This is a genomic window from Alcanivorax sp. (genome assembly GCF_017794965.1).
Taxonomy (GTDB): domain Bacteria; phylum Pseudomonadota; class Gammaproteobacteria; order Pseudomonadales; family Alcanivoracaceae; genus Alcanivorax.
Genome location: NZ_CP051240.1, coordinates 2,966,555 through 2,991,972, shown reverse-complemented (window position 1 = coordinate 2,991,972; position 25,418 = coordinate 2,966,555). Strand labels below are relative to the sequence as shown.

Sequence of the window (25,418 nt, the reverse complement as noted above, 5' to 3'; positions counted from 1 at the left end):
CCGCCATATAGGAGCCAGACGAGTTAACAAGTTCAACTGTCCGGTATGCCGATTGGGTGCCGGCTGGTGTGAAGGAGAAAGAGAGATATGGGTAAGATCATCGGTATCGACCTGGGTACAACCAACAGCTGTGTGGCTGTACTGGAAGGTGACAAAGCCAAGGTTATTGAGAACAGCGAAGGCGCCCGTACTACGCCTTCCATCATTGCATACACCGACGACAAGGAAACCCTGGTGGGTCAGGCTGCCAAGCGTCAGGCCGTGACCAACCCGGAGAACACCCTGTACGCGGTGAAGCGTCTGATCGGTCGTCGTTTTGAAGACGATGTGGTTCAGAAAGACATCAAGATGGTGCCCTACAAGATTACCAAGGCCGACAACGGTGATGCCTGGGTAGAAGTGAAGGGCGAAAAGATGGCGCCGCCGCAGATCTCTGCGCAGGTGCTGAAGAAGATGAAGAAGACCGCGGAAGATTACCTGGGTGAAACCGTCACCGAGGCCGTTATCACCGTGCCGGCTTACTTCAACGATTCCCAGCGTCAGGCCACCAAGGATGCCGGTCGCATCGCCGGTCTGGACGTGAAGCGTATCATCAACGAGCCCACTGCTGCGGCCCTGGCCTATGGCATGGACAAGAAGGGCGGCGACCGCACCATCGCGGTTTACGACCTGGGTGGTGGTACCTTCGATATCTCTATCATCGAGATTGCCGAAGTGGACGGCGAGCACCAGTTTGAAGTGCTGGCCACCAACGGTGACACCTTCCTGGGTGGTGAGGATTTCGACCTGGCCCTGATCAACTTCCTGGCGGATCAGTTCAAGGCCGATTCCGGTATCGACCTGGGCGGCGACCCGCTGGCCATGCAGCGTCTGAAAGAAGCGGCCGAGAAAGCCAAGATCGAGCTGTCCTCTGCCGAGCAGACCGAAGTGAACCTGCCGTACATCACCGCCGATGCCTCCGGTCCCAAGCACCTGGTGGTGAAAGTGACCCGTGCCAAGCTCGAGTCCCTGGTGGGTGATCTGGTCACTCGTTCCCTGGAGCCCTGCAAGACGGCACTGAAAGATGCCGGCGTGAGTGCTTCTGACATCACCGACGTGATCCTGGTGGGTGGTCAGACCCGTATGCCGATGGTGCAGACCAAGGTATCCGAGTTCTTCGGCAAAGAGCCGCGCAAGGACGTGAACCCGGACGAAGCGGTTGCCATGGGTGCGGCCATTCAGGGTGCGGTACTGAGCGGTGACGTGAAAGACGTACTGCTGCTGGACGTGACTCCGCTGACCCTGGGTATCGAAACCATGGGTGGCGTGATGACGCCGCTGATCGAGAAGAACACCACCATCCCGACCAATGCGTCCCAGGTGTTCTCCACCGCGGATGACAACCAGACTGCCGTTACCGTGCACGTACTGCAGGGTGAGCGTAAGCAGGCCGGTCAGAACAAGTCTCTGGGTCAGTTCAACCTGGAAGACATTCCGCCGGCACCCCGTGGCATGCCGCAGATCGAAGTGACCTTCGACATCGATGCCAACGGTATCCTGCACGTAAGCGCGAAGGACAAGGCCACTGGCAAAGAGCAGTCCATCCAGATCAAGGCCTCTTCCGGTCTGTCCGATGAAGAGATCGATCAAATGGTAGCGGATGCCGAAGCGCACGCGGACGAAGACAAGAAGTTCGAAGAGCTGGTGCAGACCCGCAACCAGGCCGATCACCTGGTGCACGCGACTCGCAAGACCCTCGACGAAGCTGGCGACAAGGCCACCGACGAAGAGAAAGAGGCGATCACCAAGGCCGTAGAAGAGCTGGAAGAAGCGGCCAAGGGTAGCGACAAGGACGACATCGAAGCCAAGATCAAGGCGCTGTCTGAAGTGTCTGCGCCGCTGGCCCAGAAGCTCTACGCCGAACAGGCCCAGCAGGCTGAAGGTGCTGCCGGTGCCGAAGGTGGCGAGCAGGCCGCAGGTGACGACGTTGTTGATGCCGAGTTCGAAGAAGTCGACGACGACAAGAAGAAGTAAGTAAGCCTGACGCCTGACGCCGGATGCTGGACGTGAAACCCCTGCGGGTTTTGCGGCTGGCCTCCGGCGTTCAGCGTCTGGTTAAGCCAAAGGCTTGATTATGTCCAAACGTGATTATTATGACGTGCTGGGGGCGGCAAAAGACGCCAGCCAGCAAGACCTGAAAAAGGCCTATCGCCGTCTGGCGATGAAATACCATCCGGACCGTAATCCGGATGACGAAGAGGCACTGGCCAAATTCAAGGAAGCCAAGGAAGCCTACGAAGTGCTTTCCGATGAGCAGAAGCGCGCGGCTTATGATCAGTTCGGTCATGCCGGTGTGAATGGTCAGGGGCAGGGCGGCTTCGGCGGCGGTGCTGGCGCAGGCGGTTTTGGTGACATCTTCGGCGATATTTTCGGCGACATCTTCGGTGGTGGTGGCGGTGGCCGTCGTGGCCCGGCCCGCGGCGCGGACCTGCGTTACACCCTGGAGCTGACCCTGGAACAGGCGGTGCGCGGTTGCGAAGAAAAGATCCGTGTTCCCACCTGGGAAAGTTGCGAGACCTGTCATGGTTCAGGCGCCAAAGAAGGCTCCCAGCCGGTGACCTGTTCCACCTGTGGTGGTGCCGGTCAGGTACGCATGCAGCAGGGTTTCTTCACCGTGCAGCAGGCCTGTCCTACCTGTAAGGGCGAAGGCCAGATCATCGAAGACCCCTGTGGCAGCTGTGGCGGCCAGGGCCGGGTGCAGAACACCAAGACCCTGTCGGTGAAGATCCCGGCGGGTGTCGATACCGGTGATCGCATTCGTCTGGCGGGCGAAGGTGAAGCCGGCATGCACGGGGCGCCGTCCGGTGACCTGTACGTGCAGGTGGCGGTGCGAGAGCACGACATCTTCCAGCGCGACGGTACCAACCTGTACTGCGAAGTGCCGATCAGTTTTGTGGATGCCACCCTGGGCGGCGAACTGGATGTGCCCACCCTCAGCGGCAAGGTGAAATTGAAGGTGCCGGCGGAAACCCAGACTGGCAAGCTGTTCCGTCTGCGTGGCAAGGGCGTGAAGTCCGTGCGCGGCGGCGCCACTGGCGACCTACTTTGCAAGGTGGTGGTGGAAACCCCGGTGAAGCTGTCCAGCGAGCAGAAAGATTTGCTGCGCAAATTCCAGGATTCACTGGAAAACGGCGGCGACCGCCACAACCCGAAAAAGACCAGCTGGTTCGAAGGCGTTAAACGCTTCTTTGATACCAAGTAAGCCGGACTCTGACGGGAACAAAAAACGGAGCAGGTATTCCTGCTCCGTTTTTTTATGCGCGCCCCCCGCAGCAAGAGCGATGGCTGTGGGAGATTCAGCTTGCTGAACGAATGCCAGTGCGTTTCATTGCTTCCCAACCGTTCTCGCCCGTCGGTGTCTCTAATCGTTGGCCGAAGGCAGCTTGCAGCAGGCGCCCGGGCGCTATTCGTTCAGCAAGCTGAATCTCCCACAAAAACCGTTTCCCGTCCCCCCGTAGGAGCCAGCCTGCTGGCGATCCTTTGTGATTCAGGGTTGGCGCCGTTCCTGTGGAAGGGGGCATTGTGGGAGCTTGCTTGCAAGCGAATGCGTTTACTGATTCCTCTTCGTCTGCAGGCAGGTTATTCGCTTCGCTCACCCTTCTGGCGGCACGCCGTGCGTAACTTCGCTACGCTCCGTTCCCGCAGCATCCAGAAGCCTTCTGTAGATGTGGGTTTTTGCTGTGCTCTCCGGGTGCGACCACCATTCCCGGCGATGCCGGGAAGACCCCATCGCGGTGGAACCACCGCTCCTATGGGGGCTTGCCTGGAAGCCAATGTCTGCGACGCTCCCGCTGCTGTCCCACAGTTTCATGAAGGTCCTGAAGAGGAAGCGCTTTCTCGTGTGGGAGCTTGCTTGCAAGCGAATAGGCCTTTCCGCACCAACATTCGTCTGCAAGCAGATGCCTACAATAGGTCGCCAGATCGGTGTCCCCGCTTCACAAAAACGGCAATGTAAGCTTTCTCGCACAACCATTTCCGCTTCCCCTCACAGACAGTCCTGACCCCAGTCGCCACCATTTCGCACTTTCAATACTTCATGGACAGGAAGGCAGAGCCAATGGAAAAACTGGCAACCATATCGCCAGCGGCCCCCGTGTCAGTGGCGCGGGTTATGCAGGTTCAGGCTGTCGCTCCCCAGGTGCGACTTCGCTGCGAAGAGACCGGTGAGCAGGTGGTCGCCGCCGAGGTTGCCCTGCTGCCGGCGCCGCTCTCGGTTCAGGATCGCGTACTGGTGCAATCCACGCTGCAAGGTTGGGTGGTGACCAGCCTGCTCGGAGGCGGCTCCACGCCAGCAATGACAAAGGATGCCGACGGGCGGCTGCTACTGAATTGCGAGAAGGGGATTCGTCTGCAGGTGGGGGATGCCTGTATCGATATCTCGGTAGACGGTTGCATTACGGTGGATGGCAGGGAGGTGCATACCCTGGCCAGCGGCCTGCAGCGCATTCTCGGTGCCACGGTGCAGATCAACTGATGGCCTTTCTTCCGCTGGCTGCCACCCACTATCGGGAAGCCCAAAGCCTGTTCCGTCGCCGGCAGCAATTGCTCAATGCTCCTGCGTCACCGCGGGAATCCTTGAGGCAGCTGGACTGGCGGTTGATGGGAAACCTGCAAGGGGCCATGAGTCATTGTGCTGGCACTGTGGATGATGGCATGCGACCCGCCGCGTTGTTTGTCGAGTGCTGGTGCCTGCTTCATGAAGGCAATATTGAAGAGGTTACTGCACAACTGGACGCCCTGTACCCGGCACTGGATGACGCACAGCAGCAGGCCGTGCTGGCGGCGGTCCGGCTTGCGAAAAAAGGTTGTAATACCGCTTTGGCACAACCCGCCCTGCAGGTGGCAATGGGCGGGCATGCGGCAGTGGCCCAATGGCAGGAGGAGGCTGACGGTGCCGATGAGCGGGTTGCGGCAGTGCTGCAGTGGCGGGATGCGGACGGCGATTCCGTAGAGGCGTTTCGTCCCTTTTATCATGACCTGGACAAGCCAAAGGCTCAGCGCCAGGCACTGATTGGCGGTCTGATTCGCGGCGATGCGGCTGCGTTCCCGGTGGCCAGGGACTTCCCGGAGGATCCTGTGCTGGTGTTGCTGCTGGCCCGGCAGGGTGAGGCCGGCAACGGACCATTGGCAATGGCGCTGACAGGCACTGTCGAGGCGGCGGAATCGTTGCTGGCAATGATGGAGCAGGTGGAAACAGCAGGGTTGGCCGCACAGGCCTGGTTCTGGCTGACCGGCGAGCCTGTGCCGCTCAAGCCGCGCCTGCAGGCAGTGGGTGAAGCCGCTTCTTCCAGTGAGACCATGCCGGATGCGGACGCGGCGCGACAGCAGTGGCAGACGATCAAGGCACGAGCCGGCCAATCTGCGCACAGCGTCTTCTTTGGTATGCCAACAACCGCTTCCTCGCTGTCTCGGCTTTCGGAGCAATGGTGCGGCCAGGTGAGTGCGTTGATAGATGCTCACCGGAGTGTTGAATCTGGCCGGGGTATCGCGCCAGATCAGGGATGGCAGCACCACTCCCTGCATGGAGGTTGCGTTCATGTTTGAGCTGGTGAACGAAACTGATGCGGCGGCGGCGCTGGTGCCCGGCTGGACACTGGATGGCAAGGCCCGGCAAGTAGTGGTGGCCAAGCTGACCCTGCAATTTGATCTGCAGGGGCGGCTGTCGATGACGGGACAGGAAGAGGTGGTGCTGACCGACGAGCACTACGGTGATCCGGTGGCCACCAGTCTCAAGCACGCGTCGGAAGCCGCCTCTTTCAAGCAGGGTGCCGAGTATTATCTGCAGGGCCATGCCTGCGCACCGGGCGGAGAGCAGACCAGCCATCAGGTGGTGGTCAGCCTGGAGCAGAATGGGCTGGCTCGCACAAAACAGTTGGCGGTACTGGGCGAACATTACTGGCAGAAGGGGCTGATGGGGCACCGCCGGTCTGCCCCGCAACTTTTTTCCCGTTTGCCGCTGCGTTATGAAATGGCCTTTGGCGGGGCTCACCCTGAAAAGGGCCAACGGGAAAAGCGCAATCCGGTGGGGCGGGGTTTTAATCCGTCTGGTTGGAGCCTGCAGGATGCCCGCGCGCCGCAGATCGAATATCTGGGCCAGGCACAATTGTCGCCCTCCCGGAATACGGCTGTGGCGGGCTTTGCGCCCTTGCCCTCATTCTGGGCGCCCCGTCAGGGCCGCTATGGCGAATTGTCCCGCCAGCCTCTCGACAATCACGGCTGCCCCTGGGGCAAGGGCGCCCACCCGGCGCTGCATCATTGCGCTCCGGAAGATCAGTGGCTGACGGATTCGCTCACCGGTGGCGAGCAACTGCAGTTGCAGGGCTTCTTCGCCGCTGCAGACCATCCGGTCCGGATGACCTTGCCGGCCTGGTGTCCTCAGGTGTTACTGGTGCGCCGTGGTCATCGCCCCGAACGCATTGCGTTGAGCTGTGACACGCTGAAGATCGACACCGATCAACAGACCCTGTCCCTGATTGCCCGCGCCGCTGTTTGTCCCAGTGTTACCGGTGGCTTGCCCGCCTGGTTGCTGTTGCAGGCTTGCTCAGCCTGGCCGGTGGCGGCATGACCCGGCCGGTTCATGTCGCCGGTTACGGTGTGTTCTTGCCCAGTGGTGAAACCACGGGAGCCCTTATGAGTGCCTGCCTTGCCGGGGTTTCGGCCATCAATGTGATCAAGGACCTCGCGGTGGCGGTAGGAAATGATTACCGTGCTCACCTGCCCCGGTTGGCCTGTCTGCCGGACACGATCGCCTGGGAAGAGTCGCTTCAGGAGGTTCTGCAGGCGCTACTGGCATTGCCCCATCCGGTGCTGTTGATTGCCCCGGATAACGGGGCGCCGCAGTGGCCATGGATTGAGGACGTCTTGAGCCAGGTAGATCCACAGGGGCGCTGCCAGCGGGTAGCGGAAACCGGGATGGCCGAGGTATTGGTGCGGCAAGTGGCCCGGCTCCGTGCCGGTGAGATCGACGGGCTGTCAGTGCTGGGTGTCGACAGCCTTACTCATCCGGTCACGGTAATGGATCGCGCGGCGGCAGGCGCACTGCAGACAGACAAGTTACCGGATGGGCGCGCCGCCGGTGAAGGTTTTGCCTGGTTCACCCTGAGTGCGGGCCACGGTCCGGTGGGTTGGCAGTCAGAGGCAGCTGGCGTTGAGCCCTACGCCGGGTCGATGCAGCCACCGGCCCTGCAGGGGCTGTCAGACACGCTTCAGGCGTTGTCGCAGAAAGAGGCCATGCCGAGGCCGCGTATCATTGTCCATGCCAGGGCCCAGACCCCGCAGGATGATCTGGAATGGCACCATGCCAGCCAGCGGCTGTGGCCCAACCGGCTGTCGCCGCGTGACAACCTGGCCATGCGCAAGGGCGAACAACCCGCACCTCAGCCCGCCACACCGCCCTGGCAACAACATTTCAAGCCGGCGAATGTGGTTGGTGAGGTGGGCGCCGCCGGGTTTCCCATGGCGGTTGCGCTGGCCTGCGAGCGGCTTTGCTGGCCGCTGGTCCCGGTAGATCAGACTCTGATCGTGGATGCCGGTGTGCAACAGGCACGCTGTGCCGTTTTGTTGAAACAAACCGAATCACAAGGATGCGATTCCAATGAGTAACGTGGTGATCAACGGCCGCACGGCCGTCCATGCCGGTTCCGGCGGTATCTTCATGGCCCCGGATACCTGTCAGGTGCCGCCCCTGTGCATCCCGGCTTCCTTTACCAATACCGCGCTTTCCAAGGATGCCACCGGCACGGCAAGCTCGGTGATCATCAATGGCCAACCCGCCTGTCACCTGTCTTCAACTTTCATGGTCAGCAACGGCGACGAAGGCGGCTCCTGCGGCGGCATCATCTCCGGCACCATCAAGGGTCAGGCCCAGTTCATCACCTCTTCCCCCAACGTCCTCATCGAAGGCCAACCTGCCGTCCGCCAGGCCGACCAGATGGTCTCCAACAACGCCAATACACCACCCGCACCACTGCAGCAGCCGGGGGCGGGGTTGCCGTCAGATCTTTCTGTCGGTGAGACGGAGGAGCAGGAAATAGCGCCAGGAAAGTACGCTGTAGGGGTCAGGGTCAAAGGAGATCCCGCCTATTTCCCCGGAGCGGTCACAATTACGCCTGAGCACGGGGAGTAAGGCATGACTTCTCCAAATTCCACTGCGGGTTATCTGATTCAGCAACTGGCCTTTGATGAGCGGCAAGGGCAGGACAGTAACGGACGGTCAAATGGACTCGTTTGTTTTCGTGAACTGGAAGAAACTGATTATCGTGTGGGGCTGGATAATGTTGATCCTCATGCTGACTATCGACAGCGTGTGCCGGAGCTGCAGAGAAGCCTCTATGATGCATTGGCTCCCCGGGGTTATGTGGCAAGGCAAGGACGCTACTGGATTCCTGTCACGACCAGTCGCGCAAGCCTGGATTCTCCTTCTCCTGAACAGTGCGCAGAGCTCACCGCCATTGCCCCTTTGCGCCGCAACGGAAACGGTGATTTAGCGCCACTTCGAAACGGCTGGCTATATGTTTTTGTGAACGGGCGTTTGTGGAGAGAGGTTTACTGCAGGGGGAAGGATCGACGATTTAATGAGCGTGATTACTATCAATTTGAACGCTTTGAAGAAGTCAATCTCGCCACCAAGCAAGGAGCGGATGTGCGTGCCCCTTCTGCATTGCTGGATAAAGCGGCACTTGTTGTTCCTACCTCTCTACCCGATGATCCCGCACCACAGGTTCACTTGGCATTTTCAGAAGTGCAATGGACTTGGGAGTATCTCTGTCGACTGGGTGGAATGAACGCTGACGATCCAAGAGTGATCCCGGAAGTGTATCAACGCTATGAGGGGATTGAGGTTGACGCAGTTATGCAGCGAGAGCGTCTTCAGCTTTTGGAGCTTGCTGATTTCCCTGCTGTAGTGGCAAATCCGGCTGAAGATCTCGTGGTTCCCATCGATAAAGCGTTTGAGAGTGATGAGGGCGTTGGCTTGCTGCATCACCTCGGGCAAAGGAATTTTGTAAGCCAGAATCAGAAGAACCTTCTGGATAGTGGTATACCCGCCGTCGTCATTCATGACCCGATTGGAGAAGCAAAGGACTGGGCTGTACGGCTTCACGACACCGTGGAGAAGTTCGCTGGCTGGGCAAGCCAAAATGCACACCCTCATACTGTCGCGCAATATGCCACCCAGTTGATTGATGAAAACCCCGATTATGCTGAACAGGTCAGATATGGTGCCATTGAAGAGTTTATGGAGCGCTATGAGCGAGAAAAGAGCGAATTCCAGGAGCAGCAAGCGAGATATACGGATGCATTGCTTGAATGCCTGCAAAGAGTCGAAGCACCAAATAGTGTTTTAAGCGTATTTTCCGATTATCAACTGAATGATGCACATGAAAGCCCCCGTTATCGGCATGTGGGGGAAAAAGGCGCTGAATGTTGGGCTTTCCTCACAGAAATGCTTTCCGATAGCCACAAGGGTTTCCAGTTCCTGCGACAGCAACTGGAGGATGAGGAGAGCATTACAAACCAGTGCCTGCGTGTATTTGATAATCCGCAGTTGGACAATATTTCAAGACCAGATCAGCAGGTTAATGAGGAGTACCAGTATCAAGCGGTACAAAGAAGATCGGACTGGCGGAACCAAGTAAAGAACACCGTAAAACTTACGGACCTGGGCTATAAAGCCCTTGAGCACCTTCTGGGAACCTTGGCAAGGCCTGTTAGTGAAGCAAAAGAGCATTGGGAGCGCCTTAGTCCCAGGCTGGAGAAGCTTTATGGGGTTCGAATTACGACCAAAGAGCTTAGTTATAGTGAATGGCGTGACTTGCATCGATCCTCTGCGAAATCAAATTCCACCGTCATCAGCGTTGCCGCCCCGGATGCCAAAACGGCAAGCCATAGAGTCAAAATTCTCACGTTTGATGATCAGCCTGTTGCTGCCCACCGAGCTATGGAGTCGCTTAAAGGGCTACCTGCCCAGGTTCTGAATATTGCGCAGGTGGTAAGTCTGTCTATCAGCTGGGAAGAGTTAGCGAAAAATGGGCTCGATACGCAGGTCAACAAGCTTGCGCTTCTGGAGAATAGCCTGAGCACTATCTCGCTTATCTATGATCTGTCCAGCCAATCGAAGAATAAGTTTTCTCAGGCTATAGGGGTGAGCAGAGCGCTGCGAATTGGAATGGGAACTGTCGGTATTGTGGGTAATCTGGTCGGCGCGATGAAGGATTTGGAGGAGGCTGAAGATTTGCAGGAGCAAGGGTTCTCTGCAGCTGCGGCAGCAAAGAGAAATTCTGCGTCAGGGTCTGTCATGATGGCGTCTAGTGGGATTCTGTTCTTGATGTGCGCCAATCCTTTGGGGTTAGTGGCATTTTCATTAGGTGCAGTTCTGGTGGTGACGGGGCTGGTTCAGTTTGAATTGGAAAGAATAGGGCCGTTTGGATACTGGCTTAGATACGGATATTTTGGGTGCTATTCATATGGCAATAATATCGAAAGGAACGAGGTCAGTCATAGTTTATTGGAGGAATCTCTGGTCTGGAAAGAATTCCCGCATAAGGAGGTTGAGGCTCTTTATGATTTGATTTTGGGGTTTGATGTGGGGTTGAAGATAGAAAGCTTTTATGTTCGTGATGGTGTTGGGCGTAGTGCGAAAAGAGTTTTTAGAGGAAAGAGAATCAGTTTAGAAATTAATGCTTGTAACTACTCTCCTGATTGTACTGAATTTGAGGTTAATCTGGAGTATGGATCTGTTGTGGGGGAGAGTGATGGTGTCGTTTCGTTATCCAAAGGAGATGGCTCTGGGGGCGGGTTGAGGTTTAATGAGTCTAGCCTTGATAAGGGGGTGACTAAGTTTTCTCTTTATGTTCCAGTGAGTTGTGTTGCAGATGATGCTGAGTATGTCGTGGCGGAAGTGTGTCGGAGTGATTTCGGTAAGGCGGGGGTTGAGAATAGTAGGTCTGTCGTTGTTGTTGATATTTTGAATGATGGTGATCGAGGTTTTTCAAGAAAGAGTCATTTGGATGGCAGGGTTTGATTTATGGGGTCTATGAATTGGTGTTCACAAAAGTGGATGGGAGTGAAGTTTTTTCTTCTGTTTTTTGTTTTATTATTTTCAGGGTGCTCTGATTCAGATGTAGGTTTGTTGGTTGAAGAAGGGATTATAGAAGATTTCCCAGAAGGCCTCTTTGGGGATGTCGCATTTTGGCAGTCTGAAGATATGAAAACTTCAGAGTTGGTGTTTCTTAATATGGAAAGTGGTGAGTATTCTGCTTTCATTCTCCCTTTTCCGGTAACAAATGCATCGTTGGGGGGGGCTGATAAAAAGATATATTCGGCCAGGATTGTGCCGGATGGGGAGGGTGTGGCTGCTAAAATTTTCGGATTGAGTTTGGTGGATGGGGAGGTCGATGAATTGGCTGCAAAATACCCTTCTGAGGGGCTGCCGCGGTTGTCTCCAGATGGGGAATGGTTGGTTTTTCATGCTCGCCATAAAGTTGAGCGTGCCAGGCTCTTTGTCGGTGTGGTGAATGTTGAAACAGGTGAGAGAACGAGTTTCGAATGTGGGTATGATCGTTGTTTTGATGCTAAGTGGGTAGATGATGGAAGAGTTATCTATATAGCGGATAACGATAAGGCTGTTCTGTTAGATGTGAAGTCTAGGGATGAGGTCGTGGTTTATCGTGGGGCAGGGAAGGGCTGGCGTATTACCGGTTTGGCCCCAAGGGGGAATGGTGAAACATTCTATGTTAGCAGGGTGAGGGGAGGGTTTAGGCATCCGCAAGGAAGCGTTATCTCTGAAATATCTTTCGATGATAGTGCTGAGGTTGTTGTTCTCGAAACCAAAGATGAGATTCTGGAGGTTGAGGATACAGATATTGAAAACACCGTCTTGCTTACCCGTTCAGTAGATGGTGCTAGTCAATTTTCCGCATTTTATAATCTGGATAGCGGTTCTCAGTTCGTTATTTCAGGCGAAGGTAAATTCTCAGGTGGTGCTTCGTGGGTTGAGTGATGCGGAGTCTTTGCTTGATGGCAAAAATTTTGGTGCCCATGGAAGGGGGCCTGCGTTTATATGGAGGCTTCTCTGAGGCCTAAGCCTATTCCTCAAGGGTATGATTAATTCTAATCAGTGCCATGCGCCGGGGCTGACTTCGCGACCTTCTGTGGCACTAATACAATAAGCTTAAATTTGCATTCCGTCGTTTTCGAGCTTCAGTCCCCCTGCTAGTATTGCCTAAAAAAACAACAACAAGAGTTCGACATGACGATTCGCAATCTGGCATGGATGCTGGTGTTGGCTGTGCTGCCTGTGTTTTTGCTGTCGCCTGTGCAGGCGGCACCTGTCGATCAGGCTTATGATCGCGCAAAGGCTACCTTTGCACAGCGCTCCCCTTTGCCGCTGGATGAGGCGGTGCTTGATGCCCCCTGGGTGGCGGTGCCGTTTGATCAGGCGCCCTTCACCTATACCTTTGATGAGATAGAAGCGAACTGGTCCCGTTTCATGCGAGGCCTGCAGTTGCCGTTCCCGTCTCCAGAGTACCTGAAATCCCGCTATCAGCGTTTCCCGGCGTTGTTCCGGGACCTGCGTTATCAGGACGACGACTGGGAGCAGCACAGCCGCAATGTGCTGGAGGTGTGGCAGGCGTTCTTCCGCGGGGATCTGCGACATGCCCGGGATTTGGGAAATCGTTACGGCGGCTATGCCCGGGTGCCGGCGATGGTCTCGCAGATTATCTATGCCACCTACCTGGCGCCCACCCAGACCCAGAAGCAGCAATTGCTGCAGCAGAGCATCAACGAGATGGCCTGGTTTGGCGAGAATGCCCCGGTGCTGCCCGGTGACGAGCTGCTGGAAGACGATTACTGCATGGTGAGGCTGGGTTTCGGTTATGCGGTGGCGCGGTTGGCGGAGGATGAATCGGTGCCGGCCATGCTGCAGCGCAATTACGGCCCCATGGTGATCAATGCGGCCACCGAGATGCTCGGGGTGGAGCCACAGCATCCGCTGGCGCTGTCCCTGTATGCGGCGTTCGAGGCCAATGTGCTGCGCCGGGTGGGCAAGGCGGCGGGGCGTCTCACCTTCGAGGCGGACAGCCGCGATGCCACGGAGCTGTTCGAGACGTCGGTGAACAAGGTGCCGGATCTGGCCATTGTCCGTTACGAGTATGCCAACAGTCTTCTTTATACCTATCGAAATGAGCAGGCCCAACAGGCCATCGCCCAGCTGATGCTGGCGGCGCAGTTGCCGGCGGAGTATTCCATGGAATGGCTGGACCGGGCCTATGCCCGCAAGCGTCTCAAGGAAGTGCAAGCCTGGGTGGATAGCGGCATGAGCTTTGCCCGTTTTGATCGCAAGCGCCGCAAATTTATGAACAAGGCTGATCGTAACCTCTACGCAGTGAATCAGGCGCCCTTTCTGGTAGAATAAGACGCTTGATGCCGGACGCCAGACGCCGGACGCTTGCCAGGCTGGTCAGGGGCTGCAGGCGTTCTGCCTCTGGCGTCCGCCTTTGTGACCCAAGGAGACACCATGAAAGTAGGCATTATCGGTGCTGCCGGCCGTATGGGCCGTATTCTTATCGAGGCGACCATCGCCAACCCGGATACCACCCTGGCCGCAGCGGTGGATGTGCCCGGTTCCAGCCTGATCGGTGCCGATGCCGGTGAGCTGGTGGGGCAGGGCTCTGCCGGTGTGGTGCTGGCGGACGATCTGGCGGCTGTGGTGAAGGATGCCGATGTGTTCATCGACTTCACCGTGCCGGAAGCCACCGTGAAGAATATCGAGGTCTGCCGTGCGGCGGGCACCAAGCTGGTGATCGGTACCACCGGCCTGAATGACGAGCAGATCGCCGGCCTGCGTGCCGCCAGCGAAGAGATCGCCATCTGCTATGCCCCCAACTACTCCATTGGTGTGAACCTGTGCTTCAAGCTGCTGGAGACCGCGGCGGCGGTGCTGCAGGACGAGGTGGATATCGAGGTGATCGAGGCCCACCACCGTCACAAGATCGATGCGCCTTCCGGTACCGCCTTGCGTATGGGCGAGGTGGTGGCCCAGACCCTGGGGCGTGACCTCAAGGAAGTGGCGGTCTATGGCCGTGAAGGTCGCACCGGGGAACGTGATCGCCAGACCATTGGTTTCGAGACCATCCGTGCCGGCGATATCGTTGGGGATCACACCGTGCTGTTCGCCGCCGATGGCGAACGGGTAGAAATTACCCACAAGGCCTCCAGCCGCATGGCCTTCGGCCGTGGTGCAGTGCGGGCTGCCGCCTGGCTGGGTGGTCAGGACAAGGGCCTGTTCGACATGCAGGACGTGCTCGGCCTGGCCGGCGACGCCGCGGGCTGGGGCAAGGGTTAAGCGCCCGGCGATGCCGCGGAACGCCGTAGGAGCTTGCCTGCAAGCGATATTCGCCTGTCGGCAGGCTCCCGCAGTTGCAGCTCGTCGTGTGCTGGCCGCTTTAAGGGTGACATTTGTTTCCCAAAGCCCTAGAATAGCGCGCAGCCCGTGATGGGCGTGTGGGGCGCACGAATGAAGAATTCTATGAAAAAGCGAGGTGGAGCAATCCATCTCGCTTTTTTGCGAACAGCCGGCGGGTTTTTTCCGGCCGGCCAGTGCCCCACCGCATATCTCCCTAATTTCTTGCCAGCCTGGAGGTTGCGTTGACGGTTCCCGCCATTCTCGCTCTCGAAGACGGAAGCATCTTTCGAGGTGTTGCTATCGGTGCCACGGGTCAAACCGTGGGTGAAGTGGTGTTTAACACCGCCATGACCGGCTACCAGGAGATCCTGACGGATCCCTCCTACGCCAAACAGATTGTGACCCTGACCTACCCGCATATCGGTAACACCGGTGTCACTGCCGAGGACGAAGAGTCCGCGCAGATCTGGGCTTCTGGCCTGGTGATCCGCGATCTGGCCATGACGGTCAGCAACTGGCGCAGCGAGAAGTCCCTGCCGGACTATCTGCGCGAGAACAACATCGTGGCCATCGCCGAGATCGATACCCGTCGCCTGACTCGCATCCTGCGTGACAAGGGTGCCCAGAACGGTTGCATCATTGCCGGTGAGAACCTGGACGAAGCGGCTGCGCTGGAAGCGGCCAAGGGCTTCCCGGGCCTGAAGGGCATGGATCTGGCGAAAGAAGTCACCGTCAGCGAAGCCTATACCTGGACCGAGTCCACCTGGGATCTGGAAGAAGGCCACACCGAGCAGAAAGAAGCCCGCTTCAATGTGGTGGCCTACGACTATGGTGTAAAACGCAACATCCTGCGTATGCTGGCCGAGCGTGGCTGCAAGCTTACCGTGGTGCCTGCCCAAACCCCGGCTTCCGAAGTGCTGGCCATGAATCCCGACGGCATCTTCCTGTCCAATGGCCCCGGTGACCCGGAGCCCTGTGACTACGCCATCGAGGCGATCAAGGAAATCGTTGCCACCGGCAAGCCGGTCTTCGGCATCTGCCTGGGGCACCAGCTGCTGGCCCTGGCCAGTGGCGCCCAGACCATGAAAATGGGCACCGGCCACCACGGCGCCAACCACCCGGTGAAGACCCTGGAAGACGGCACGGTGATGATCACCAGCCAGAACCACGGTTTCGCGGTGGACATGGACAAACTGCCGGACAACCTGAAGGTGACCCACGTGTCCCTGTTCGACGGCACCCTGCAGGGCATTCATCGTACCGATGTGCCGGCGTTCAGCTTCCAGGGTCACCCGGAAGCGAGCCCGGGCCCGCATGATTGCGCGCCGCTGTTCGATCACTTCATCGAATTGATGGAAGCCAAGTGAAAAAGCGTCTGACGTCCGACGTCTGACGTCCGACGCAAAGACAACCGCAACATACGTCTGACGGTTAGCGAACTATGCCTAAAAGAACTGACATCAAAAGCATTCTCATCATTGGTGCTGGCCCGATCGTAATCGGCCAGGCCTGTGAGTTTGACTACTCCGGTGCCCAGGCCTGTAAGGCCCTGCGGGAAGAGGGTTACCGGGTGATCCTGGTGAACTCCAACCCGGCCACCATCATGACCGATCCGGCCATGGCGGATGCCACTTACATCGAGCCGATCACCTGGCAGACCGTTGCCAAGATCATCGAGAAGGAACGCCCGGACGCGCTGCTGCCCACCATGGGTGGCCAGACCGCGCTGAACTGTGCGCTGGATCTGGATCACAACGGTGTGCTGAAAGAATTCGGCGTGGAAATGATCGGTGCCACCGAAGATGCCATCGACAAGGCGGAAGACCGCTCCCGTTTCGACAAGGCCATGAAGGCCATCGGTCTGGAATGTCCGCGTTCTGCCATCGCCCATAACATGGACGAAGCCAATGCGGCGCTGGAAGAGCTGGGGTTCCCTTGCATCATCCGTCCCAGCTTCACCATGGGCGGCTCCGGTGGTGGTGTAGCGTATAACCGTGAAGAGTTTGAAGAAATCTGTCAGCGCGGTCTGGACCTGTCTCCGACCAACGAACTGCTGATCGACGAATCCCTGCTCGGCTGGAAAGAGTACGAGATGGAGGTGGTTCGTGACAAAAACGACAACTGCATCATCGTCTGCTCCATCGAGAACTTCGATCCCATGGGCGTGCACACCGGTGATTCCATCACCGTGGCCCCGGCCCAGACCCTCACCGATAAAGAATTCCAGATCATGCGTGACGCCTCCCTGGCGGTACTGCGTGAGATCGGTGTAGAAACCGGCGGTTCCAACGTGCAGTTCGGGGTGAACCCGGACAACGGCCGTATGGTCGTGATCGAAATGAACCCGCGGGTGAGCCGTTCCTCCGCGCTGGCGTCCAAGGCAACCGGGTTCCCGATTGCCAAGGTGGCGGCCAAGCTGGCGGTGGGCTACACCCTGGACGAGCTGCAGAACGAGATCACCGGTGGCAAGACCCCGGCCTCCTTCGAGCCGTCCATCGATTACGTGGTCACCAAGATCCCGCGCTTCAACTTCGAGAAGTTCGCCGAAGCGGACGCGGTGCTGACCACCCAGATGAAGTCTGTAGGTGAAGTCATGGCCATCGGCCGTAACTTCCAGGAATCCTGCCAGAAAGCCCTGCGCGGCCTGGAGACTGACTCCATCGGTTTCGACCCGAAGGTGGATCCGTCTGCCCCGGATGCCCGCGAGCAGGTGGCACAGATGCTGGCGACCCCGGGTCCGGAGCGTATCTGGGTGGTGGGCGATGCCTTCCGCGTGGGCATGACCGTGGAAGACGTATTCAACATCACCAAGATCGACCGCTGGTATCTGGTGCAGATCGAGGACCTGATTCGTGCCGAGCAGAATGTGGTTGAGACCACTTTCAGTGGTCTGGATCGCGACAGCCTCTACGCCCTCAAGCGCAAGGGCTTCTCTGATGCCCGTCTGGCCCAGCTGCTGGGTGTGAAGGAAGCGGACGTGCGCGGCAAGCGTGAAGAGCTGAACGTGCTGCCGATCTACAAGCGTGTGGATACCTGTGCGGCGGAATTTTCCACCGATACCGCCTACATGTACTCCAGCTACGACGAAGAGTGTGAGGCCAACCCGTCTGATCGCCAGAAGATCATGGTTATCGGCGGCGGTCCAAACCGTATCGGCCAGGGTATCGAATTCGATTACTGCTGTGTGCATGCGGCCTTCGCCATGCGTGAAGACGGTTACGAGACCATCATGGTCAACTGTAACCCGGAGACCGTGTCCACTGACTACGATACCTCCGACCGCCTGTTCTTCGAGCCGATTACTCTGGAAGACGTGCTGGCCATCGTGGCGAAGGAAAAACCCAAGGGCGTGATCGTGCAGTACGGCGGACAGACTCCGCTGAAGCTGGCCCGTGCCCTGCAGGCCGCTGGCGTGCCGATTATCGGTACCCCGCCGGACGCCATTGATGAAGCGGAAGACCGTGAGCGTTTCCAGCAGATGGTCAACAAGCTTGGCCTGAAGCAGCCGCCCAACCGTACCGCCCGCTCCCTGGAAGACGGCGTGCGTCTGGCAGAAGAAATCGGTTACCCGCTGGTGGTGCGTCCTTCCTATGTACTGGGTGGTCGTGCCATGGAAATCGTGTACAACGAGGCCGAGCTGCGTAACTACATGATGAACGCGGTGTCCGTGTCCAACGATTCCCCGGTGCTGCTGGACCGTTTCCTGGATGACGCCATCGAAGTGGATGTGGATGCAGTATGTGACGGTACCGATGTGGTTATCGGTGGCATCATGCAGCATATTGAGCAGGCCGGTGTGCACTCCGGTGACTCCGCCTGTTCCCTGCCGCCATACTCCCTGGATGACGAGGTGCAGGACGTGATGCGCCAGCAGTCCCGGGACATGGCGCTGGAGCTGGGCGTGGTTGGCCTGATGAACGTTCAGTTCGCTGTGAAGGATGGCGACGTGTACGTGCTGGAAGTGAACCCCCGTGCCTCCCGGACTGTGCCCTACGTGTCCAAGTGTATCGGGACTTCCCTGGCCAAGGTGGCCGCCCGTTGCATGGCTGGCGTTAGCCTCAAGGAACAGGGCTTCACCGAAGAGGTGACCCCGAACCACTACTTCGTGAAAGAAGCGGTGTTCCCGTTTGCCAAGTTCCCGAAAGTGGATCCGATCCTTGGCCCGGAAATGAAGTCCACCGGTGAGGTGATGGGCGTGGGGGCTACCTTCGCTGAAGCCTTTGGTAAGGCCTCCCTGGGTGCGGGTGAAAAATTGCCGGCCAAGGGCACGGCATTCATTTCTGTACGTGAAGTGGACAAGCCGGCGGCCGTGGATGTGGCACGCATGCTGATTGAGCGTGGTTTCGATCTGGTGGCTACCCGTGGTACTGCCAAGGTGATCCGCGAGGCGGGTCTGGCTGTGAAAGAAGTGAACAAGGTACTGGAAGGGCGTCCGCATATTGTGGATATGATCAAGAACGACCAGATCGCCCTGATTGTGAACACCACCGAGGGCAAGCAGGCGATTCGTGATTCTTTCGCCATCCGTCGTTCTGCCCTGCAGCACAAGGTGTTCTACACCACCACCATTACTGCAGCCCACGCGGTGTGTCAGGCACTGGGTATCAGCGGCGAGATTGAAGTGCGTCGCTTGCAGGATTTGCACGCAGAAATGCAGTAAATCGTCGTCAGGAGTGCTCGGAGCCGAGTGCTCCGGGCGATTTCCTTTTAGACGCGAGGATAACTATGCAACGTGTACCGATGACCGCGAAGGGCGCCAAGGCCCTGCGCGAGGAACTGGAAAAACTGAAAAAAGAAGACCGTCCGCGCATTTCCGCTGCCATCGCCGAGGCTCGTGAGCATGGCGACCTGAAGGAAAATGCGGAATACCATGCTGCCCGTGAGCAGCAGGGTTTCTGTGAAGGGCGTATCAACGATATTGAAAGCAAGCTGTCCAACGCGCAGATCATTGATATCACCGAAATCGAGAACACCGGCAAGGTGATCTTCGGTACCACCGTGACCATCATCGATGTGGATACCGATGAAGAGAAGGTGTACCAGATCGTCGGTGACGATGAAGCCAACATCAAGCTGGGCAAGCTGAGCGTCAACTCGCCTATCGCCCGTGGCCTGATCGGTCGTGAAGAGGGTGATGTGGTGCAGATCGACACGCCCGGGGGCACCCGCGAGTACGAAGTCGACAAGGTTGAGCATGTGTAACGCCTGATGCTGGACGCTTGACGCCAGACGACAAAAAGAAAAGGCGGCGTGGTGACACGCCGCCTTTTCTTTTAGCGTCCAGCCTCGGGCTTCAGGCTTCCTGATACCGCAGCAGGTTGGACAGTTTGGGGTTGGGCTTTTCGGCGGCCCGGTAGAGCAGGGCAATGTTGCCGATACGCTGGATCAGCTCGGCACCGCTGTTTTCGCACAGGGCGCTGACGATCTCGGCGCGGTCATCACGGGTCTCTGCGTTAACCTTTACCTTGATCAGCTCATGATCTTCAAGGCGAGCGTTCAGCTCTTCGACAAAGGTTTCAGTGAGCCCCTTGTCGCCAAAGATCAGGATGGCCTTCAGGTGGTGGCCAATACGGCGAAGACGTTTGATGTCCTGGGAAGATAGCGGCACGGTGATAGGCTCCGAATGGGTGTGGTGCGCTATTCTACAGCAACCGGGCTGAGGGTATAGGGGCGGGAGAGTTACGAGGGGCGAGTAACGAGCTTCGAGTTTCGAAAGGCAAAACCGGAATCGCGACTTTGAGCCGGGGGTTGGTTTTCGCAACTCGAAACTCGTACCTCGATACTGCGTGTCCCCGCAGGGCGGAAATGGGCGTGAGCCCATCGCCGCCATGATATCCCCGATGACATGACTGGCGGAGATCGGCATTCGCCGATATCCGCCCTACGAAAGGCAGGAGATTCTGTACATGGCGAAATCCAGCCGTTCCAAGACCAGCAAGGCCTGGCTCAAGGAGCATTTCAACGACCAGTGGGTCGCCAAGGCCCAGGAGCAGGGGTATCGCTCGCGGGCCAGCTTCAAGCTGCTGGAGATGCACGAGAAGGACAAGCTGTTCCGTTCCGGCATGACGGTGCTGGACCTGGGAGCGGCGCCCGGTGGCTGGAGTCAGGTGGCCGGTCAGCTGGTTGGTGGCAAGGGCGTGGTGATTGCCAGCGACATTCTGGCCATGGATGCCCTGCCGGACGTGACCTTCATTCAGGGCGACTTCCGTGAAGACGACGTCTATGAGCAAATCCTTGCGGCGGTAGGGGATCGCAAGATGGACCTTGTAATGTCGGATATGGCCCCCAATATGAGTGGTAATAGTGGTGTGGATCAGCCGCGGGCCATGTATCTGGCGGAATTGGCGCTGGAAATGGCGGAGCGGGTGCTGGAACCCAATGGCCAGTTTCTGGTCAAGGTATTTCAGGGTGAAGGGTTTGAGGAGTACCGCAAGGCTCTCCAATCACGTTTCCGCAAGGTGGTCACACGCAAGCCGGCCGCCAGCCGGGCTCGCTCCACTGAGGTCTACCAGTTGGCCAGCGGTCTGAAATGACCGTGAAGAGCCTGTAAAGGCCCTGTAAAACCCGCGTTTTGCTGTCCGAACTGGCATTACGCAGCCATGAATAAATGGTGTAAGGTGTAAGTTCGCGAATGTGGCGCCATGCGCCCGGAACAGATTGAGGTCTCCCTTGAACGACATGACCAAGAATATCGTGCTGTGGCTGGTGATTGCCGGCGTCCTCTACGTGGTGGCGTCCAGCATCAGCAACCAGCCCAACAACACGGACATCCCCTATTCCACCTTTATCTCCAAGGTGGAAAGTGGCGGTGTGCAGGCTGTATCCATCGGTGAGAGCAACATTACGGGTACCTACCGCGATGGAGGCCAGTTCAAGACGGTCAAGCCGCCGACACTGGACACCAACCTGATGCCGACCCTGATCCAGAACCAGGTAGAAGTGAAAGGGCTTGAGCCGCAGCGTGAAAGCTTCCTGATGCGTCTGTTCCTGTCGATTCTGCCCATTCTGCTGATTCTGGCCATTTTCATCTTCTTCATGCGTCAGATGCAGGGCGGTGGCAAGGGCGGCGGCGGCCCCATGACCTTCGGCAAGTCCAAAGCCAAACTGCTCGGCGAAGACCAGATCAAGACCACCTTTGCCGATGTGGCCGGGGTGGAAGAGGCCAAGGAAGAAGTGCAGGAACTGGTGGAGTTTCTGCGTGATCCGGCCAAGTTCCAGCGCCTGGGCGGCAAGATCCCCCGTGGTGTGCTGATGGTGGGCTCGCCGGGTACTGGTAAGACCCTGCTGGCCAAGGCCATTGCCGGCGAGGCCAAGGTGCCGTTCTTCAGCATTTCCGGTTCCGACTTTGTGGAAATGTTTGTGGGTGTGGGTGCCAGCCGGGTGCGCGACATGTTCGAGCAGGCCAAGAAGCATTCCCCCTGCATTATCTTTATCGATGAAATCGATGCCGTGGGCCGTTCCCGTGGCGCCGGTCTGGGGGGCGGTCACGACGAACGTGAGCAGACCCTTAACCAGCTGCTGGTGGAAATGGATGGCTTTGATGGCAATGAGGGCATCATCGTGATCGCGGCCACCAACCGTCCTGACGTTCTGGATCCGGCGCTGCTGCGTCCGGGCCGTTTTGACCGCCAGGTAACCGTGCCGCTACCGGATATCCGTGGTCGTGAGCAGGTGCTCAAGGTGCACATGCGCCAGGTGCCGATTGCCGACGACGTGGATGCCAGCCTGATTGCCCGTGGTACCCCCGGTTTCTCAGGTGCCGATCTGGCCAACCTGGTCAACGAGGCTGCTCTGTTTGCTGCCCGCGCCAACAAGCGCATGGTGGGCATGGAGGAATTCGAGAAGGCCAAGGACAAGATCCTGATGGGCGCCGAGCGTCGATCCATGGTCATGAGCGAGAAGGAAAAGCTGAATACGGCCTATCACGAAGCGGGCCACGCTATTGTTGGCCGCCTGGTGCCCGAGCACGATCCGGTCTACAAGGTCAGCATCATTCCCCGCGGTCGTGCCCTGGGTGTGACCATGTATCTGCCGGAAGAGGACAAGTACTCCCAGTCCAAGCGCGGTCTTGAGTCGTCTATCTGCTCCCTGTACGGCGGGCGTCTGGCGGAAGAAATGACCCTGGGCTTTGACGGTGTGACCACCGGCGCCTCCAATGATATCGAGCGGGCCACCAAGCTGGCCCGGGCCATGGTCACCAAGTGGGGGCTGAGCGAAAAGCTGGGCCCGCTGGCCTACGAGGAAGATGAAGGCGAGGTGTTCCTGGGCAAGCAGATGTCCCAGCGCAAGGCGGTCTCCGAGCAAACGGCGGAAGAAATCGACCGTGAGGTGCGGGCCATCATCGATGACTGTTATGGCCGCGCCAAGACCATTCTGGAAGAGAACCGCGACAAGCTGGATCTCATGGCCGATGCGCTGATGCAGTACGAAACCATTGATGCGGAACAGATTGACGACATCATGGCTGGCCACAAGCCGCGCCCGCCCAAGGACTGGCGCGATCAGGGTCCGGGTAACGGCGCCGCTGCCTCCGGTGACAAGAAGCCGGGTGATGACGCCATTGGCGGACCTGCCAACACGCATTAAGACACGCAAGGCATGACGCCTGGCCCGGGATTCCGGGCCAGGCGTTTTTGCTGGTAGCAGCGACGGCTGTGCTGATATGACCACCCCGAACCTGTGCTGCCCAGAGCCACAGGCCGGAGCAAACCGACCCCGATCCTGGATACCCTTCACATGACCCGGATACGTTGCGGCTCTCAGATGCTGGATCTGTCTGCGCCAGTTGTCATGGGCATTCTCAATGTCACCCCGGATTCTTTTTCTGATGGCGGGCGCTTCAATGAGCGCGATGCGGCCCTGCGTCAGGCTGAGCAGATGCTGGCGGACGGGGCGGCGATCATTGATGTGGGTGGGGAGTCCACGCGTCCTGGTGCGGCGCCGGTGAGCGAGCAACAAGAGCTTGATCGGGTGGTGCCGGTGGTGGAGGCGCTTCATCAACAGCTGGGCGCGCTGGTATCGGTGGATACCAGCACTGCGGCAGTGATCCGCGACAGTGCGGCGGCAGGAGCCGGGCTGATAAACGATGTGCGCGCCCTGCGACGGCCTGGCGCCCTTGAGGCCGCTGCAGTCAGTGGTTTGCCTGCCTGCCTGATGCATATGAAGGGCGAACCGGGCAATATGCAGGACAACCCGCAGTATGATGACGTCACCACCGACGTGCTGACCTTTCTGCAGGAGCGGATTGCCGCCTGTGAGGCTGCGGGCATCTCCCGTGAGCGATTGCTGGTGGATCCCGGGTTTGGGTTTGCCAAGTCCATGAATCACAATCTGGTGCTGATGCGCGAGATGAGCGCGCTGCAGCAGCTGGGATTGCCGATTTTGATTGGCGTGTCACGCAAGTCCCTGTTCGGCAAGGTGCTGGGGCGAGAAGTCAACGAGCGGTTGCCGGGCAGTCTGGCCGCCGCAGTAATGTGTGTCGAGCGCGGTGCCAGCATCGTGCGGGCACATGATGTCAGGGAAACTGTGGATGTGGTGCGTTTTGCGCAGGCCGTCCGCGAAGCGCACAAGGAGTCATAATGGCGCGTAAATATTTTGGTACCGACGGTGTTCGCGGTACGGTCGGGGAATTTCCGATTACTCCGGATTTTGTCCTCAAGCTGGGCTGGGCAGCAGGCAGGGTGCTGGCGGCTCATGGGGGCAGCAAGATCCTGATTGGCAAGGATACCCGCATCTCGGGTTATATGTTTGAGTCGGCACTGGAAGCCGGGATTTCCGCCGCCGGCGTAGATGTGCGACTGCTGGGGCCATTGCCGACCCCGGGCATCGCCTACCTGACCCGCACCCTGTCGGCTCAGGCCGGCATTGTGATTTCTGCCTCCCACAATGCCTATACCGATAACGGGATCAAATTCTTTGGTGCGGACGGGCGCAAGCTGAACGACGACATCGAGCAGGAAATCGAGCGGTTGCTGGATGAAGAGATGTCCGTGGTGGCCACCGATCAGATCGGCAAGGTGCGTCGTATTGATGATGCCCGTGGTCGCTATATCGAGTTCTGCAAGAGCACGGCGCCGGGACTGGACCTGAGTGGCATGAAGATTGTGGTAGATACCGCCAACGGTGCGGCCTATCACATTGCCCCGGATGTGCTGGAAGAGCTGGGCGCCCAGGTGATCGCCATGGCCAACCAGCCGGATGGTTTCAATATCAATCGCGAGTGCGGCTCCACCCATCCGGAGAAGCTGCAGCAGCGCGTGATCGATGAAAAGGCGGACCTGGGTATTGCCCTTGATGGGGATGCGGACCGCCTGATCATGGTGGATCACACCGGCAAGCTGATCGATGGCGATCAGTTACTCTATGTGGTGGCCCGGGACCGCAAGGAAACCGGTGAAGATGTGGCAGGGGTGGTGGGTACCCTGATGTCCAACTTTGGCCTTGAGCTGGCGCTGCAGGAGCTGGGGGTAGAGTTTGTGCGGGCCAAGGTGGGCGACCGTTATGTCATGGAGCAGCTGGATCAGCGCGGCTGGCTGATTGGCGGTGAGTCCTCGGGGCACCTGGTGTGTCTCGATCGCACCTCTACCGGTGATGGCACGGTGTCGGCGTTGCAGGTGTTGGCCGCCCTGGCCCGTCGCCATCAGTCCCTGGCGGACGCGGTGGCGGATGTGGCGTTACTTCCGCAAACCATGATCAATGTGCGTGGCGCCAATCGCGATGGTTTCGAGGCGCTGCCGGAAGTGCAGGCCGCCATGGCCGAGGTGGAAGCAAAGCTGGCGGGTAATGGGCGGATCCTGTTGCGCCCCTCCGGCACCGAGCCGCTGGTGCGGGTGATGGTTGAGGGCAAGGACCCCCGGCAGGTCGAGACCCTGTGCCGCGAACTGGCGGACGTAGTGGAAAAGGCCATTGCATGACACGCCTGATGCCCGACGCCTGACGCTTGACGCAGCTGAGCGTCGGGGGCGTCACGCAGGTT

Annotated in this window: 19 protein-coding genes; 18 read left to right on the top strand and 1 reads right to left on the bottom strand. The window is 58.4% G+C overall.

What is annotated here, in order from left to right; genetic code table 11:
• Positions 1 to 87 precede the first annotated feature (87 nt).
• The 14 genes from dnaK (at position 88) to greA (ending at position 19,645) form a co-directional block, all read left to right on the top strand.
• Positions 88 to 2,013 (top strand): molecular chaperone DnaK, encoded by a 1,926-nt coding sequence (dnaK, locus tag HF945_RS13230; protein WP_290523038.1) that lies wholly within the window; start codon positions 88 to 90, stop codon positions 2,011 to 2,013.
• A 100-nt stretch (positions 2,014 to 2,113) separates the two neighbouring features.
• A complete protein-coding gene (gene dnaJ / locus HF945_RS13225) occupies positions 2,114 to 3,241 on the top strand; it encodes a molecular chaperone DnaJ (protein WP_290523037.1) in 1,128 nt (375 codons plus the stop codon).
• 855 nt (positions 3,242 to 4,096) lie between these two features.
• Positions 4,097 to 4,513, top strand: coding sequence for a hypothetical protein (locus tag HF945_RS13220; protein ID WP_290523036.1), 417 nt, complete (start codon positions 4,097 to 4,099; stop codon positions 4,511 to 4,513).
• Entirely contained in the window at positions 4,513 to 5,583 is a 1,071-nt protein-coding gene (locus HF945_RS13215) for a hypothetical protein (protein ID WP_290523035.1), read from the top strand. Before HF945_RS13220 ends, HF945_RS13215 begins: the two co-directional genes overlap by 1 nt.
• Complete coding sequence (locus tag HF945_RS13210; protein ID WP_290523034.1) at positions 5,576 to 6,604, top strand: DUF2169 domain-containing protein; 1,029 nt, start codon at positions 5,576 to 5,578, stop codon at positions 6,602 to 6,604. Before HF945_RS13215 ends, HF945_RS13210 begins: the two co-directional genes overlap by 8 nt.
• Positions 6,605 to 6,669: 65 nt before the next feature.
• A complete protein-coding gene (locus tag HF945_RS13205) occupies positions 6,670 to 7,641 on the top strand; it encodes a hypothetical protein (RefSeq protein ID WP_290523033.1) in 972 nt (323 codons plus the stop codon).
• Complete coding sequence (locus tag HF945_RS13200) at positions 7,634 to 8,164, top strand: DUF4150 domain-containing protein (protein ID WP_290523032.1); 531 nt, start codon at positions 7,634 to 7,636, stop codon at positions 8,162 to 8,164. Before HF945_RS13205 ends, HF945_RS13200 begins: the two co-directional genes overlap by 8 nt.
• 3 nt (positions 8,165 to 8,167) lie before the next feature.
• The gene (locus HF945_RS13195; RefSeq protein WP_290523031.1) at positions 8,168 to 11,059 is read left to right on the top strand and encodes a hypothetical protein; all 2,892 of its coding nucleotides are present in this window, start codon (positions 8,168 to 8,170) and stop codon (positions 11,057 to 11,059) included.
• Between the two features lie 42 nt (positions 11,060 to 11,101).
• Positions 11,102 to 12,037, top strand: coding sequence for a hypothetical protein (locus HF945_RS13190; protein ID WP_290523030.1), 936 nt, complete (start codon positions 11,102 to 11,104; stop codon positions 12,035 to 12,037).
• 249 nt (positions 12,038 to 12,286) lie between these two features.
• On the top strand, positions 12,287 to 13,453 hold the full coding sequence (locus tag HF945_RS13185; protein ID WP_290523029.1) for a hypothetical protein: 1,167 nt from the start codon (positions 12,287 to 12,289) through the stop codon (positions 13,451 to 13,453).
• Positions 13,454 to 13,555: 102 nt separating this feature from the next.
• The gene (gene dapB / locus HF945_RS13180) at positions 13,556 to 14,383 is read left to right on the top strand and encodes a 4-hydroxy-tetrahydrodipicolinate reductase (protein WP_290523028.1); all 828 of its coding nucleotides are present in this window, start codon (positions 13,556 to 13,558) and stop codon (positions 14,381 to 14,383) included.
• Positions 14,384 to 14,685: 302 nt separating this feature from the next.
• On the top strand, positions 14,686 to 15,810 hold the full coding sequence (gene carA / locus HF945_RS13175; RefSeq protein WP_290523027.1) for a glutamine-hydrolyzing carbamoyl-phosphate synthase small subunit: 1,125 nt from the start codon (positions 14,686 to 14,688) through the stop codon (positions 15,808 to 15,810).
• Positions 15,811 to 15,884: 74 nt separating this feature from the next.
• A complete protein-coding gene (carB, locus tag HF945_RS13170; RefSeq protein ID WP_290523026.1) occupies positions 15,885 to 19,103 on the top strand; it encodes a carbamoyl-phosphate synthase large subunit in 3,219 nt (1,072 codons plus the stop codon).
• Positions 19,104 to 19,168: 65 nt separating this feature from the next.
• Positions 19,169 to 19,645, top strand: coding sequence for a transcription elongation factor GreA (gene greA / locus HF945_RS13165; RefSeq protein ID WP_290523025.1), 477 nt, complete (start codon positions 19,169 to 19,171; stop codon positions 19,643 to 19,645).
• Between the two features lie 91 nt (positions 19,646 to 19,736).
• Here greA and HF945_RS13160 read toward each other — a convergent pair whose 3' ends face one another.
• A complete protein-coding gene (locus tag HF945_RS13160; RefSeq protein ID WP_290523024.1) occupies positions 19,737 to 20,051 on the bottom strand; it encodes a YhbY family RNA-binding protein in 315 nt (104 codons plus the stop codon).
• Positions 20,052 to 20,349: 298 nt separating this feature from the next.
• Between HF945_RS13160 and rlmE the strand changes: the two genes are divergently transcribed.
• From rlmE to glmM, 4 genes are all read left to right on the top strand, one after another.
• Complete coding sequence (rlmE, locus tag HF945_RS13155) at positions 20,350 to 20,976, top strand: 23S rRNA (uridine(2552)-2'-O)-methyltransferase RlmE (RefSeq protein WP_290523023.1); 627 nt, start codon at positions 20,350 to 20,352, stop codon at positions 20,974 to 20,976.
• 145 nt (positions 20,977 to 21,121) lie between these two features.
• A complete protein-coding gene (ftsH, locus tag HF945_RS13150; RefSeq protein WP_290523022.1) occupies positions 21,122 to 23,029 on the top strand; it encodes an ATP-dependent zinc metalloprotease FtsH in 1,908 nt (635 codons plus the stop codon).
• Positions 23,030 to 23,179: 150 nt separating this feature from the next.
• Complete coding sequence (folP, locus tag HF945_RS13145; protein ID WP_290523021.1) at positions 23,180 to 24,022, top strand: dihydropteroate synthase; 843 nt, start codon at positions 23,180 to 23,182, stop codon at positions 24,020 to 24,022.
• On the top strand, positions 24,022 to 25,356 hold the full coding sequence (glmM, locus tag HF945_RS13140; RefSeq protein WP_290523020.1) for a phosphoglucosamine mutase: 1,335 nt from the start codon (positions 24,022 to 24,024) through the stop codon (positions 25,354 to 25,356). Before folP ends, glmM begins: the two co-directional genes overlap by 1 nt.
• The last annotated feature ends 62 nt before the right edge of the window (positions 25,357 to 25,418 follow it).